The sequence below is a fragment of the Streptomyces sp. NPDC001100 genome (genome assembly GCF_053598575.1).
The window spans coordinates 83121-97724 of the sequence record NZ_JBSFKO010000010.1 but is presented as its reverse complement, the minus strand read 5'-3'; the positions used below and the strand labels follow the sequence as shown (position 1 = coordinate 97724).

Annotated in this window: 12 protein-coding genes; 2 read left to right on the top strand and 10 right to left on the bottom strand. The window is 69.4% G+C overall.

The window, feature by feature from the left end:
- Positions 1-9: 9 nt before the first annotated feature.
- The 4 genes from ACWDEW_RS16695 to ACWDEW_RS16680 are packed head-to-tail and all read right to left on the bottom strand — an operon-like array spanning position 10 to position 4050.
- Positions 10-609 carry a GTP-binding protein gene (locus tag ACWDEW_RS16695; RefSeq protein WP_093629786.1) on the bottom strand — a complete coding sequence of 200 codons (600 nt, stop codon included), beginning with the start codon at positions 607-609 and terminating at the stop codon, positions 10-12.
- A complete protein-coding gene (locus ACWDEW_RS16690) occupies positions 596-1051 on the bottom strand; it encodes a DUF742 domain-containing protein (protein WP_019071412.1) in 456 nt (151 codons plus the stop codon). Before ACWDEW_RS16690 ends, ACWDEW_RS16695 begins: the two co-directional genes overlap by 14 nt.
- A 36-nt stretch (positions 1052-1087) precedes the next feature.
- Positions 1088-1564: a roadblock/LC7 domain-containing protein gene (locus ACWDEW_RS16685; RefSeq protein ID WP_019071413.1), complete on the bottom strand. Its 477-nt coding sequence runs from the start codon at positions 1562-1564 to the stop codon at positions 1088-1090.
- Positions 1561-4050 (bottom strand): ATP-binding protein, encoded by a 2490-nt coding sequence (locus tag ACWDEW_RS16680; RefSeq protein ID WP_450513519.1) that lies wholly within the window; start codon positions 4048-4050, stop codon positions 1561-1563. The genes ACWDEW_RS16685 and ACWDEW_RS16680 overlap by 4 nt, the downstream gene beginning before the upstream one ends.
- Before the next feature lie 364 nt (positions 4051-4414).
- Between ACWDEW_RS16680 and ACWDEW_RS16675 the strand changes: the two genes are divergently transcribed.
- Positions 4415-5377, top strand: coding sequence for an ABC transporter substrate-binding protein (locus ACWDEW_RS16675; protein ID WP_019071415.1), 963 nt, complete (start codon positions 4415-4417; stop codon positions 5375-5377).
- 56 nt (positions 5378-5433) lie between these two features.
- Here ACWDEW_RS16675 and ACWDEW_RS16670 read toward each other — a convergent pair whose 3' ends face one another.
- From ACWDEW_RS16670 to ACWDEW_RS16645, 6 genes are all read right to left on the bottom strand, one after another.
- The gene (locus tag ACWDEW_RS16670; RefSeq protein WP_450513517.1) at positions 5434-6831 is read right to left on the bottom strand and encodes a glycoside hydrolase family 43 protein; all 1398 of its coding nucleotides are present in this window, start codon (positions 6829-6831) and stop codon (positions 5434-5436) included.
- Between the two features lie 154 nt (positions 6832-6985).
- On the bottom strand, positions 6986-7921 hold the full coding sequence (locus tag ACWDEW_RS16665; protein WP_450513515.1) for an ROK family protein: 936 nt from the start codon (positions 7919-7921) through the stop codon (positions 6986-6988).
- The gene (locus tag ACWDEW_RS16660) at positions 7918-9570 is read right to left on the bottom strand and encodes a dipeptide ABC transporter ATP-binding protein (RefSeq protein ID WP_450513513.1); all 1653 of its coding nucleotides are present in this window, start codon (positions 9568-9570) and stop codon (positions 7918-7920) included. Before ACWDEW_RS16660 ends, ACWDEW_RS16665 begins: the two co-directional genes overlap by 4 nt.
- The gene (locus ACWDEW_RS16655; RefSeq protein WP_450513511.1) at positions 9567-10469 is read right to left on the bottom strand and encodes an ABC transporter permease; all 903 of its coding nucleotides are present in this window, start codon (positions 10467-10469) and stop codon (positions 9567-9569) included. The genes ACWDEW_RS16660 and ACWDEW_RS16655 overlap by 4 nt, the downstream gene beginning before the upstream one ends.
- Positions 10466-11425, bottom strand: a complete 960-nt coding sequence (locus ACWDEW_RS16650) for an ABC transporter permease (RefSeq protein ID WP_450513509.1) — start codon at positions 11423-11425, stop codon at positions 10466-10468. The genes ACWDEW_RS16655 and ACWDEW_RS16650 overlap by 4 nt, the downstream gene beginning before the upstream one ends.
- A 3-nt stretch (positions 11426-11428) precedes the next feature.
- A complete protein-coding gene (locus tag ACWDEW_RS16645) occupies positions 11429-13186 on the bottom strand; it encodes a peptide ABC transporter substrate-binding protein (protein ID WP_450513507.1) in 1758 nt (585 codons plus the stop codon).
- A gap of 180 nt (positions 13187-13366) precedes the next feature.
- On the opposite strand from ACWDEW_RS16645, the gene ACWDEW_RS16640 reads away from it, so the two are divergent.
- Positions 13367-14560, top strand: a complete 1194-nt coding sequence (locus ACWDEW_RS16640) for an ROK family protein (protein WP_450513505.1) — start codon at positions 13367-13369, stop codon at positions 14558-14560.
- Positions 14561-14604: the final 44 nt, after the last annotated feature.

Here is a 14604-nt window from a genome sequence, read left to right as displayed (position 1 = left end):
CTGTCTCCGTCAGCCCTCCGTGCGCGCCAGCGCCAGCTCCAGTACGACCAGCAGCGCGTCCCGCACCGAGCCGCGCTCCCGCGCGTCGAAGGCGATCACCGGGACGCGCTCGTTGACGTCGAGGGCCCAGCGGACCTCGTCGAGGGAGTGCTCGATCTTCCCGTCGAAGGCGTTCAGGGCGACCGCGAACGGGATCTGCTTGTGCTCGAAGTAGTCGACGGCCGCGTAGCAGTCGTCGAGGCGGCGGGTGTCGACGATGACGAGCCCGCCGACCGCGCCCTCCACGATGTCGTCCCACATGAAGCCGAACCGGTCCTGCCCGGGCGTACCGAACAGATACAGCTTCAAGGTCGGGTCGATGGTGATGCAGCCGAAGTCCATCGCCACCGTGGTGGTGGTCTTGCGCGGGGTGTGGGACAGGTCGTCCACGCCCGCCGCGACCTCGGTGATCGCGGCCTCGGTGGTCAGCGGCTCGATCTCGGAGATCGCGCCCACCGTGGTGGTCTTGCCCACGCCGAAGCCGCCCGCGACGACCATCTTCACCGGGAGCGGCGGTCGTACGGCGGTCTGCGCAGCCGCACCGCGGGCGACCGGTTCAGTCGGTGTCACGGAGTACTCCCCGGGAGTTGGGGATGGCGCGGAGGCCATCGATGACCCTTCGCAGGACGGTTGCGTCGTGGGTGATGTCGGTGTTCGGCACATGCACCGTCAGCTGTCCGGCGGCCCGCAGGTCCTCGGCGAGGACCCGCACCACGTTCAGGTGCAGCCGCAGCCGGGCCGCGATCTCCGCGAGGGACTGCGGCTGCCGGCAGGCGGCGACGATGTCGTGCTGCTCGAAGGAGAGCCGGTCGAGCACGTCGAGCCCGGCGGCCGTGGCCACCACCTGGGTCTCGACGGGGATCGGCCGTCCGGAGTCGGCCGCGCCCGCGCCCGCCACCCGGCCGGCGGTCACCAGGAACGGCCGTACGGCGGAGGGGGCGCGCACCGGATCGCGACCCGGGGGCGTGTCCCCGTCCGCGCCGGCTCCGCTCGGAGTGCGGCCGTCGGGCATGAGTGGCTGTTCCTCTCTCGACCGGTCGGGGACCGGTCACCGAGCCGAAGCGGCGCCGACGCTGTTCTTCAGCTGAAGCACCAGCTGCGGGTTGAGCGCGGAACCGGCCCGGTTGGCGAACAGCGTCATCTCGTAGGCGATGTTGCCGAGCTTGGCCTCCTTGTCGGTGACCACGCCGAGGACGGCGCCGCTGCCGATCGCGGAGACGAGGACGTGGCCGCCCTCCAGGTCGATGATGACCTTGTTCAGACCGCCGAGACCGTAGTTGCCGGAGGCGCCCGCGGCCAGGCTGGTGATGCCGGAGACGATGGCCCCGAGCCGCTCCGAGTGGGCGTGCTCGCGCAGTTCCGCCACGGCGATCAGCAGACCGTCGGAGGACACCGCGATGGCGTCGACGACACCCGCGGTCTCCGTCGCGAAACGGTTGAGCAGCCAGTTGAAATCGGCCGCGGCTGCCTGCAGTTCGGCCGGCGTGGTGCCTCCCCTGGGAGTTTCACCTGTCGACGTACTCACTGCTCCGCTCCTTTCGGGAGACTGTTCCGGTCGTGCGGGTGGTGTGCGTCCGTGAGGCGCAGGCCCGAGAGGGTGTCGCTGTCCCGGTTGGCCTGCTCCACGGCGGCCTCGAACTCTTCGAGGGCCGAGCGGACGGCGTCCGCGTCGGCGGGCCGGGGGGCCTGCCTGGCGGTTTGCTGGGCGGCGTCGTCGGCGCCCGTACGAAGGGTGGCGCCCTTGACCCGCCGGCGCAGGGGGCGGGAGCCTCCGGGCGCGGTGTCGAGGGCGGCGGACTCGTCCGCCGGGGCGTGGTGGGTGACGGGCGGGGGAGCCGCGGCGGCCGTCACCGTCTCGTACCGGGAGACCCGGCGCGGGAGCGGGGCGGGCTCGTCCTCGGCGCGCAGGTGCTCGGACTCGGCCGGCTCGGGTCTGCTCAGGGTGATCGACGGGCGCGGTCCGGAGTCCGAGGCGGCCCACGAGGGAGCCGGACGGCGTTGCTCCTCCCCGGAGTCGACGGCCCCGGACCCGGCGGGCGCGAGCGCCTTGTCGGGCCCCGCGTGTCCTTCCGCCGAACCGCCGGAGGCCAGCGCGCTCATGCGCAGCAGCAGCGTCGCCGGGATGGTCACCTCGGACGTCACACCGCCGCCCGGTGTGCGGGCCAGCGTGACGTCGATGTCCCAGCGGCGGGCCAGCGTACCGACCACGAACAGGCCGAGCACCTTCGTCGGCACCAGGTCGAGGCGCTCGCGGCGGATCAGCCGGGCGTTCTCCTCGGCGATGCGGTCGGCGCTCATCCCGAGGCCGTGGTCGGCCACGACGATCAGCGCGTCGTCGCCGTCGGTGCGGACGACCACCTCGACGGGGCTGCCCGCGGGGGAGAACGAGACCGCGTTCTCCAGGAGTTCGGCCACCATCAGGGTGAGGTCGCCGATGATGTCGGGCTCCACCATGATCTCGGTGTCGGCCCGCAGACTCACCCGCTGGAAGCCCTCGATCTGGCCGAGCGCGGCCCGTACGACGTTGGTGAGTTCGGTGGGTCCGCCGTCGAGCACGGTCTCGCGGATGCCGGCGAGCAGCATCAGACTGTCCGCGTTGCGGCGCAGGCGTACGGCGATGTGGTCGATGGAGTAGAGGCGTTCGAGGAGCGCCGGGTCGGTCTCGCCGCGCTCCACCGCGTCGATCAGCGCGAGTTGACGGGTCGTCAGGTTGCTGACGCGGCGGCCGACGTTGCCGAACATCTCGGCGACGTTGCGGCGGCTGACGACCTGGCGGGCCAGCAGCGCGGCGGCCGTGGTCTGCACATGGTTGAAGGCCTCGGCGAGGTCGCCGATCTCGTCCTTCGCGGTGACCGGCATGTCCCGCAGCATCGGCGGGCCGTCGTCCTCGGCGTCGTCGTCGGCCACGCGGGCGAGTTCCCGGCCCGCGACCTCGGCGACCTGCTTGGCGGCGCCGGTCAGGGCCTGCACCGGCCGGACCACCGAGCGGCGCACGATCACCACGAAGGCGAGCCACAGCACGAAGCCGAGCAGTGAGAGGCTCAGCAGCAGTCCGGCGCGCCAGGAGGCGGAGCTGGACGCGTTGTCGGCGCGGGTGGCGATCTGGCCGATCAGCGAACTGGTGATCTTCAGCCGGGCCTCGGCCTGCTGCGGGTAGGCCGGGTAGTCGCTCATGGCGTCCGCGAACGCCTTGCGGACCGCGCCGGGCGACTCGGCCTGCAGCCCGCTGGGGTCGATCTGCAACTCGGCGTAGGCCTCGGCGATCTCCCGCTGCGGGGTGGTGTGCTCGATGCCGGACAGCTCGTCGGCCTGGGCCTCGGTGGCGAACCGGGCGAAGCGGGAGGCCTGGTAGGTGTACAGGTCGTAGGAGCCGACGGCGTTGGTGAACTCGATGAGCGCGTTGCTGTCACCGGTCGTCGCCGAGAACACGCTGGTCTCGAACGAGCTGTGGGCGGCATCGGCCCGCAGCACGGAGTCCAGCAGGTTGCCGGTGAAGGTGGTGGCGAGGTTCGCGTTGTGCTCCAGGTCGAGCCCGTCGATCAGGCCGTCCGAGGCGCTGGTGTACGCGGGGTCGATGTTGTCGGCGGGGAGATAGCTCTGGGTGACCGTGTTGCGCAGCGTCTGAAGGCCGTTGATCTCCCTGAGCGCCTGGGCCTCGCCGGCCGGCAGCCGGTCGCCGAAGATGTCGCGCACCTTCTCGACCTGCTTGTCCACGGCCTGCTGGGACTTGCGGTAGGCGCTCTGCGAGGGGGTGCCGTCGTCGTTGGTGGCCTCGAAGCGGACGGAGAGCAGGATGGCCTGCTGGTGCTCCGCCTCCACGAGGTTCACCAGCCTGGCGACCTGCCCGCTGTCCCGCACCAGCTGGGCGGCGTCGCTCGCGTCCGTCGACTGCCCGATCTCATCGGTGATGAGATACGTGAGCAGCACCGCGACCACCGCGAGCGGCACGCCGACGAGCAGATTGAGCTTGCGCCTGAAGGGCCAACGGTCTGCGAAGCCCCGTATGGACACCAGGCCTCCTTCGTGGGGTGTTGTCACGGTACGCGCAGCGACACACGTGACTGTTTTTGATCGAAGCGGCCCCCGCACACCGCTGTGACCGATGCCAACTCCGGGGAGACTACCGCCTCTTTGAACGATCAAGTGCGTCGCCCTACGTCAAGAATCAATTACAAAGCGCCCGTGTTCGTGACCGGTCTGTTTACGTTGCCTTCACAACTGGGCGCTCATTGAGGCCAATCGGTGACCAGAGTTCTCTTGACTGACCAAGAACCGGCTGGATTGGATCAGCGGAGTGCGGCATTCACGCCCCGCGCGTGGACGCCACAGTCATGCCTGCACGCCTGTGCCAACATCCAACCCCGGAACGGGAATTGTGACTTCTAAAGCGAAGAACAGCTGGTCCAGCACTAGGTACCCCGGCGCGGCGGCCATCGCCCTCGCCGCCACGGCTGCGCTTGTCACGGGATGTGGGTCGTCCTCCGACAGCAAGTCCGACAACCCCCTCTCGGGCGGCAAGGCCAGTGGCGACACGGTCGTCGTCGGCTCGAACAACTTCGCCGAGAGCATCCTGATCGCCGACATCTACGGCGAGGCCCTCAAGGCCAAGGGCGTCAAGGTCACTTACAAGCCGAACATCGGCAGCCGCGAGACGACGTACGGCCTGCTCAAGAACGGTTCCATCACGGTGCTGCCCGAGTACAACGGCGCCCTGCTGGCCTACCTCGACCCGAAGGCCGCCCCGGCGACCCTGGCCGCCACCACGGCCGCGATCAACGCGAAGCTGGACTCCAAGCTGACGCTGCTGGACCCGGCCGCCGCCGAGGACAAGGACACGGTCACCCTCAACGCGGAGACCGCGAAGAAGTACAACCTCACGTCCGAGTCCAGCATCGGGGACCTCAAGTCCATCGCCAAGGACCTGGTCATCGGCGCCTCGCCGGAGTTCCAGACCCGGCAGCAGGGCCTGGTGGGCCTGAAGTCCGTCTATGGCCTGGAGTTCAAGTCCTTCAAGGCGCTGGACGCGGGCGGCCCGCTGACGGCCGCCGCGCTGAAGAAGAACACCGTGCAGGCGGCGGACCTCTTCAGCACGGACCCGACCATCACCAAGGAGAAGCACGTCACGCTCCAGGACCCGAAGCGGCTCTTCGGCTTCGAGAACGTGCAGCCCCTGGTCTACAAGAGCGGCCTCTCCGCCGCCGGTGTGGCCGCCCTCAACGCGGTCTCCGCGAAGCTCGACACGGCGACCTTGCTGGACCTCGACACCCAGGTGGGCTCGCAGAACAAGGACCCGCTGGACGTCGCGAAGGCCTGGCTGAAGACGGCCGGCCTGAGCTGACCCGTTCCGCCGCCGACGCGGGTGCCTCCGTTCTCCGGGAGGCACCCGCGTCGTGCTCAGTACCCGACGTAGAAGGTCGCGTCCTGCTGGTCGGTGGCCGTCGAGATCGGGTCGATGCGCAGGACGTAGTTGGAGTGGCGGATGTAACGCGTCGGGTTGTTGTACGACCGGAAGGACGCCCAGGAGGAGTCGGCGAGCCCCGCGGTCCGGTAGAACGTGGCGTCCCCGGCGAACGTCGACGTCCCGTCGTTCACGTCGAGTTGGAGCGCGTAGTTGTAGTGCCGCAGATACCGGGTCGGGTAGTTGACCGACTGGAAGGACACTCCCGCGCTGTCCGCGAGGCCCGGCACCAGGGTCCACTGCGAGTCGGTGTACGGGTCGAAGGCGTACTCGTCGATCCGGCCGATGAAGTTGGAGTGCCGGACGTAACGGGCCGGGTAGTTGTAGGACTTGAGCCGGTTCCAGGCGGGCGTGCCCCACTTGGCGATCAGGTTGTCGTACTCGGTCGCGGTGATCGGCTGGATACCGCAGTGCTTGGAGTTGAGCGGCTGCGTGTAGAGCTTCTGGTCCACGGCCGTCCAGGTGCCGGCGGCCAGGCTGCCGGCCTGCCAGGCGTAGAAGACGCCGTTGGGGTCCCAGGTGTCGCCCCACAGGTACCAAGTGGAGCTGGACGTCAGGGACTTGACCAAGGTCGGGGCCTCGGTGCCGTTGTGCGAGACCGCGGTGCTGAACTCGGTGAAGCTGCCCGGGTCCAGTGACGTGGACTTCGCGCCGACCAGCGTCGAACTCTTCTTGAAGTAGAGGTAGTTGACCCCGTTCACACCCACGGCGAGATCACCGTCGATGACGTCGTAGCCGGGGTCGAAGAACACCTGCGGATCCCCGGCGGTCACGAAGTCGCTCGTGTAGTTGACCATGATGACGTTGTGGCCGCTGTCGTTGACCGCCGAATAGATCACCCCGTACTGCCCGCGCCCCGCGTCCCAGTACGACTCCGGCGCCCAGGCGTGGGTGTCCAGGTCGTGCACCTTCATCCGCCGGTAACCGGTGAAGGTGCGCAGATCGGTGGAGTCCCAGACATGGATGTACTGGCTGACGTATGACCAGTCGGTGCCGTTGAGGTCCGTCGCGAGGACCGCGAACGTGCCGTCCTGCTTGCGCAGGATGAAGGGGTCGCGCAGACCGAGGGAGCCCGCGGTCGGGGTGGCGACGGGGGCGTTCTGGTTCAGCGGGGTCCACTGCAGACCGTCGGGGCTGACGGCCAGGTGCAGGCCGTAGTTGGCGCCCAGGAACGTCGGCGACTCGGTGAAGTAGCACATGACATAAGCCGAGTTGGTCGCCGCCCGCGCGCTGCCGGCGCCGAGGGTGAGCGCGCCGGTGGCCGCGAGGGGGACGGTCGCGGCCATGCCGAGGAACAGGCGGCGGGAGGGGTGGGGGAGAGGGGGGACGGCCATGTGTTCTCCAGGGGGATACGAGCGGCCCATTGGTACCTGTCGTTCGACATTCCGAACGAGGTTCGGTAAGTCGATCAGAAGGTAGAGATGGGGCGCGTGCACGTCAATCACACGGTCGTGCTTGGCCGGTTCTCGCCGTTCACGTAGGCGTCCGCTACGAGCCCCCTGTGTGGATCGGCAGTTCCGTCCGCGCCCTCGCCGCCGCCCCGACCGCCACCGCGTCACCGCCCAGCCGGGCCGGCAGCACCCGCAGCGGGTGACCGCTCACCGGCGGCTCCAGCGCCAGCGTCTCCCGCACGGCCGACCCGAGCAGCGCCCACGACCCGCTGACACCCCCGCCGATCACACACGTCGTGACATCCAGCAGCCCCGCCGTGATCAGCAGCGCACGGGCCACACCCCGGCCCGCCTCCCGGTACACGGCGAGCGCGTCCGGGTCGCCGCCGCGGGCCGCCTCGGCCACCACGCGGGCGCTACGGTCCACACCCGTCCGCTCCCCGTACCGCGCCGCGATCGACCGCCCCGACGCCAGCGTCTCCAGATGCCCCCGACCACCGCAGGTGCACGGCAGCTCGCCGAACCCCGGGACATGACCGATCTCGCCCGCGGCTCCGCGCGGCCCGTCGTAAAGGGCGCCATTCAGCCACAGTGCGCCGCCAACGCCGGTGCCCAGCGTCATCCCCAGCACGTTCTCCTCACCCACGACGGCTCCCTTCGCGACCTCCCCGCGCAGAAACGCGTTGACGTCGTTGTCGAGGAACGCCGGTACATCCAGGGCCTGTTGGACGGCGGCCGTCACCTCGAACCCGGCCCAGTCGCGGAACGAGTCGCTCGCCACGAGGATCCGCCCGGCCCGTACGTCCACGAGCCCGGCCGCCCCGACCCCGACCCCCAGCAAGCGGGCGGGTCCACGGTCCAGCAGCAGCCGCAGCGCGGAGAGTGCGGCGCCGACCATCGCGGCCCCGCCCTCGCTCGCCGGGGTCGGCACCTCCACCCGGTCCAGGACGTCGAGCCGGTCCGTGCACAGCACGACCTGAGTGGTGGTCCCGCCGATGTCGACACCGGCGATCACCTGGTGAGCCTCGCTCACGCGCCGGCCTCCGTCCCCGACGCCACCCGGCGTTCTCTGCGCTCCCGTTGGAGCACCGGATCGGGCACGGGCACGGCGGCGATGAGCCGGCGCGTGTACGCGGTCTCCGGGTGCAGCAAGGTGCTCATGGTCGGCCCCTGTTCCTCGACGCGCCCGCCCCGCATCACGACAACCCGTCCCGCGAACTGCTGCACCACGGCCAGGTCGTGCGACACGAAGAGACACGCGAACCCGAGCTCCGCCTGCAACTCGGCGATCACCTCCAACACCGTCCGCTGCACACTCACGTCCAGCGCGCTCGTCGGCTCGTCCGCGACCAGCAGCCGCGGTGCGAGCACCAGCGCCCGCGCGAGACTCACCCGCTGCCGCTGCCCACCGGACAGCTCACGCGGCCCACGCCGCGCCAACTCCCTTGGCAGCCGCACCAGTTCGAGCACCTCGGCGACCCGCTCCCGCCGCTCTACGGCCCCCATGCCACGCCGGTGCACCCGCAACGGTTCGGCCACGCACTCCGCGACACTCATCCGCGCGTCCAGCGAGGCCACCGGATCCTGCAGCACCACCCCGACCCCGGCCAGCAGGGCCCGCCGCGCCCGCCCCCGCGCCTTGCGCAGATCGGCCCCGAAGAGCGAGACGTCCCCGGACTCCGGCGCGACCAACCCCAGTGCCACCCGCGCGGCGGTCGACTTCCCGGACCCGGACTCACCGACGAGCCCCACGGTCTCGCCGGCCCGCACGGTCAGCGACACGTCGTCCAGCGCCCGCACGGCGCGCGGCCCGCGCCCGAACCGCACGCCCACACCCCGGAGTTCGACGACGGGTGCCCCTTCGTTCTCCTCGTGCACGACACCCTCCGGCTCGCTCACCGCCAGCCGGGGCACGGCCTCCAGCAAGCGCCGCGTGTACTCGTGCGCGGGCCGCAACAGCACGTCCTCCACCGCCCCCGTCTCCACGATCTCCCCCTCCAGCATCACGGCGACCCGGTCGGCGAAGTCGGCGACGACCCCCATGTTGTGCGTGACCAGCAGCACGCCCGTGCCCGAGTCGACGGCCAACGCCCGCAGCAGATCGAGGATTTCGGCCTGCACGGTGACATCGAGCGCGGTGGTCGGCTCGTCCGCGACGAGCAGCCCGGGCGAGTTGGCGATGGCCATGGCGATGACGACCCGCTGCCGCTGCCCGCCGGACAACTGGAACGGAAACGCGGAGGCCCGCCGCTCTGGATCAGGAATACCGACCTTGCGCAGCAGCTCGACGGCTTCGGCAGCCGCCTCCCGTCGCGACACGTCCCGATGATTCCGTACGACTTCCGCTATCTGCCTGCCGATTCGGGTCAGCGGATCGAGCGCGGTGGCAGGCTCCTGGAACACCATCGAGGCGGTACGGCCACGCAGTCGGGCGAGTTCGGCCTCACCGGCGCCGACCACATCCGTACCGCCGACCGAAACGCCTCCGGACGCACGGGCGTTGCCCGGCAACAGCCCGAGGGCGGCGAGCGCCACGGTCGACTTCCCCGACCCGGACTCACCCACCAGGGCCAGCGTCTCGCCCGGTGCCACCCGCAACGAGACCCCGCGCACGGCGGGCACATCACCGCTCTCCGTCGAGAAGGTGACGCCCAGACTCTCCATCTCCAGGATGTTGTTCATCCGCGTCCCTTTACGTCGAAGGCGTCCCGCAGTCCGTCACCGATCGCGTTGAACGCGCACACGACGAGGATGATCGCGAGACCCGGCGGCACGATCAGCCACCAGCGTCCCGAGTAGGCGGCCGTCAGCCCGGCCGAGAGCATGCCGCCCCAGTCGGTCGCCGGCGGCTGAACTCCCAGTCCCAGATAGGACACATAGGCCACGAGCAGAATCGCGTCGGCGACCTGGAAGGTGGCCGCGACGACGATCGTCGACACCGAGTTGGGCAGGATGTGCCGGGCGATGGCCCGCCCGTGAGTACCGCCGATGGCCCGCAGGGTCAGCACATAGTCCCGCCGCTTCAGGGTCAGCGTCTCCGCCCGCACGAGCCGCGAGGGAACGAGCCAGGACACCAGCCCGAGGATGACGATCAGCCCCGGCACACCGGGAGTGGTGATGGCGGACACGACCAGCAGGATGAACAGCGCGGGGATCGCGATCCCGGCGTCCACGACCCGCATCATCACGGCATCGACCCACCCACCGGCATACCCGGCGGCAGACCCCCAGAGCGTCCCGATCACGGTGGCGAGAACCCCGGCGGCAAGCCCGACGAGCAACGAGACCTTCCCGCCGTACATGAGCCGCCCCAGCTCGTCATGCCCGACGGCATCCGTACCGAGCCAATGGGAGCCGCTGGGGCCGAGGTTGACCTGTGTGAGATCGGTGTGGGTCTGGTCGGTGGAGTAGAGGAGGGGCCCGAGGAAGCAGAACAGGAAGAAGAGGGCAACTACTGCGAGTCCGGCAACAGCAAGCTTGTTGCGAGCGAAGCGAGCAATCAGGGGCGCGGGGCTGTGTCGATTTGCGGCTCCGCCGCGGGGCGTGCCCAGCCTCCACCGGCCCGCACTTTGAACACTCATGTCCGAGCCGCCTTCACTCGGGGATCCACGATCCGTTGGACGACATCGGCGAGCAGCGTCCCCACCACAGTCGCCACGGAGATCACCAACACACAGCCCAGCAGCACCGGATAGTCCGAGGACTGAGCCGCACTCCAGAACAACAGCCCCATCCCCGGGTAGTTGAAGAGCTGCTCGACAACCAGCGCACCCCCGAACAGCACCGGCACGTAGTACCCGAGCATCGCGATCACCGGAGTCAACGAGTTCCGGAAGACATGCCTGAAGAGAATCGCCCGCTGCCGCGAACCCCCCGCCCGAGCCGTCCGCACATAGTCCTCGGACAGGTTCTCCAGCGTCGCCGCCCGCATGTACCGACTGAACACGGCGACCATCGAGGCCGCCCCCGTCACCACCGGCAGCACCAACGCCATGGGATCCGCGAAGACCTGAGCAACCGTGTCCCCCTGCGGCGCCTGCGACGGAAACCACCGCACGACCTGCGTGAAGAGCATCACCAGCACAAGTCCGAGGAAATACACGGGAGTCGAGTACGCCACGAAGCTCAACGTGGTGATGACGTAGTCGGCCGGCTTGTTCCGCCGGACGGCCTGCCACATGCCCAGCGGAAGAGCGAGCAGCAGCCCGACCACCGCCGACAGCACGGTCAACACCAGTGTCTTCGGCAGCCGTTGCTCGATGAGCTGGGACACCGCCTCGTTGAGGGTGTACGACGTGCCGAGGTCCCCGTGCAGCAACTGCCGCAGGTAGTACAGGTACTGCACGGGCAGCGGCCGGTCGAGGCCCTGGTCATGGTTGAAGAGCGTGATCTGCTGGGGCGTGGCCTGCGGGCCGAGGATCCCGCGCGCGGGACCCCCGGGCAAGGCGTGCAGCAGACCGAAGACCACGACCGTCACGATGAGGACGACGACCAGCGCCTGGGCAGTCCGCCGGGTCAGATACAGGAGGGTGTCCATGCCTCAGCTGGTCCACTTCCACTGTGCCGGGTGGAAGTTGGCGAGCGGATCCTGCGAGAAGCCGCCGAGGCCGTTCTTGACGACGGAGATCTGGTAGTCGGGCTCCGGCAGCCAGATCACCGGCAGGTCCTTGGCGAGGGCCGCGCTGTAGTCCTGGACCGCCTGGGTCGAACTCGACGTCGTGGACGCGGAGATGAGCTTGTCGACGTCGGCGTTGGAGTAGTTGCCGAAGTTCGCGCCGCCCTTCGTCTGGAAGAGCGAGTCACCCGTCGGGAAGGCCGGGAAGTACCAGCTGCCGGCCGTACCGAAGTAGGACAGCTGCCACTTGCAGATCGACTGCGAGGCGGTGCACTGCGGGGTCTGCGACAGCACGGAGTTGACCGGCGCGGTCTTGATGGAGAACTTGATGCCGGTCTTCGCGAGCGAGGACTGGATCGCGCTCATCATGTTGTCGGTCACCGTCGAACCGGACTGCGACAGCACCTGCATCTGGAACTTCGTCCCCTTGGCGACCCCCTCACCGCACTGGGCGGCGCCGGTGCCGGGGCTCGTGCAGGTCATGACCCCGCCCTGCTCGCTCCAACCATGGCTGCTGAGCAGCGACTTGGCGGCCGAGGTCGAGAACGGATACGGGTCGCTCTTCTGGGTGGCCGACAGGAACGACGAGCTCTGCGCCTGGGGGACCGGGCCGTACCCGGGCACCGCCGTCCCGTTGAAGACGACCTTCGCCAGAGTGGTCTGGTCGATCGACCGCTGCACGGCCTGCCGGGCGTAGAGCTGCTTGAACACGGCACCCATGGAAGGGTTGTTGAAGTTGTACGGCATGTAGGTGATCGCCCAGCCCGACCACGGCTTCACCGTGTAACCGCGCGCGGTGAAGCTGTCCTTCTGGTCGAGGTCGGTCGCCTCGATGTAGCCGTAGTCGACGCTCCCCGAGCGCAGCGCGTTCTTCTCGGCGTCCGCCGTCGTGAAGGGGAGGAGGTTCACGGTCGGAATGCCGGGCTTCTCGCCGCCGTCGTACTTCGGGTTGGCGGCCATGACGACCTTGCCGGCCGTGGAGAAGGACTTCACGGTGTACGGGCCGCTGACCGTCTTCCACAGGGCGTTCGTGGCGTACCCGTTGATGTTCTTCGCCGCGCTGTTGAGGTACGTCCAGTCCTTCTTGGCGTCCCCGGCCTTGTCCCACACATGCTGGGGCAGCGGAGTGATGGAACTCAGCTCGTTGGCCAGCATCCACTGCGGGTTGTAGGCCTTGTCGAAGGTGATCGTGAAGTGGTGGGCGTCGACGGTCTTGAAGGACGTCCAGTTGTCCGGCGCCTTGCCCGGGTTGTAGCCCGCCCACTGCGCCTTGTTCGCCTTGATGAGGTCGAACCAGAACTTCACGTCGGCGGAGGTGATCGGCTTCCCGTCGCTCCACTGCCGCTCGCCGAGGGTGATCGTGACGCTCTTGTTGTCGGCCGCGAAGTCCGCCGCGGTCGCCACCGAGCCCTTCTTGTTCCAGCCCATGGTCCCGGTCGAGCCGTCGTAGGCGATCAACGGCTCCCACAGCGCGTTCGCGATGGAGATGTTGTTGGTGTTGAGGTGCGCCGCGGTGCCGATCGGGAGGATCCAGTTCGGGGTGAAGTTCGCGGGCAGTGCGTAGTTGATCGTGTCGTGCGACCCGGAGGACGACGTACCGCTCGACCCGGAACAGCCCGCGAGCAGCAGCGAGGCCGAGGTCAGGGAGGCACCGGCGAGGAGTCTCTTGCGGACAGGGGACATGGTTCTCCTCGGAAAAAGAGGGGCGGAGGCGGGAGTGAGGACAGTCAACGACCCCTGTGGTCGAAGAAACAGGCGTGCCGCTGTAAAAAGCCTGTTACTGCCGTTCTGGAAAAAGCGCACAGGCCATGCGGGTGACTTACGCTCGTCGCCCCGACCGCCGATCCGGAAGTAACTTCCTTCATGCCTGAAAAAAGTGCCCATCGCCGGAAGAGCACCTCGGGCGTCTCCTCACTGGCCGAGCACGTCCTCGAACTCCTCGCCTCCGGGCAGGCCGCGACCCGTACCGACCTCGCCGAACTGCTCGGCGCCGCGCCCTCGACGATCTCGCTCGCGGTGGGCCAGCTCGTGTCCCTGGGCCTGGTCGCCGAGCACGGCACCCGCTCCTCCACCGGCGGCCGGCCGCGCAAGGTGCTCCGGCTGGGCGGCAGCGACGGCTTCGCGGTCGCGGCCGAACTGGGCGGCAAGCACGCGCACGTGGGGGTCGTACTGCCCGGCGGCGGGCTCACCGACGTGTCGACCGTGCCGTTCCCGACGGCGGACGGTCCGGAGGCCGCGCTGCCGGGCCTCGCCGACACCCTCCAGGGGCTCGCCGAGCGGCGCGGGCCGGAGCTGCTGCGCGGGGTCGGCCTCTCGCTGCCGGGCCCGGTCGACGTGGCGGGCGGTGTCGTGACCCTGCCGTCCCGGATGCCCGGCTGGAACCGGTTCCCGGTCCGGGCCTGGCTGGAGGACCGGTTCGGCGTCCCGGCGGCCATCGAGAACGACGCCAACTGCATGGCCGTGGGCGAGCACACCGTGCAGCCCGCCGAACGCCGTCAGTCGATCATGGTCAAGACGGGCACCGCGATCGGCGCCGGCGTCATCGCCGACGGCCGCCTCTACCGCGGCGGCACCGGCGCGGCGGGCGAGATCACCCACGTCCGCGTGGAGGCCGCCCACGACATCCCCTGCTCCTGCGGCAACACCGGCTGCCTCGAAACCGTCGCCTCGGGCGCCGCCCTGGTACGCATCCTGCGCGGCCACGGCCTGGACGTGACCTCCACCGAGGACGTCGTACGCCTCGCCACCGACTCCCACCCCGAGGCGACCCGGGCCGTCCGCCAGGCCGGCCGCTACCTCGGCCAGGTCCTCGCAGCCAACGTCAACTTCTTCAACCCCGACGCCGTGTATCTGGGCGGCATCCTCTCCACCCTGGAACCCTTCGTCGCGGCGGTCCGCAGCCAACTCTACGAAGGCTGCCACCCGTTGGTTACCGAACACCTGGTGATCGAGCGCGCCAGCTTGGGCGCGGACGCAGGGCTGGTGGGCGCCGGCCAGTTCGCGCTGCAACGGGCCCTGGCGCAGGCATTGCAGACGGTCACAGACAAAACGCGGTGACTTGTGCTTTCAGGGGCGCGGGGCTGTGCCAATTCGCGGCTCCG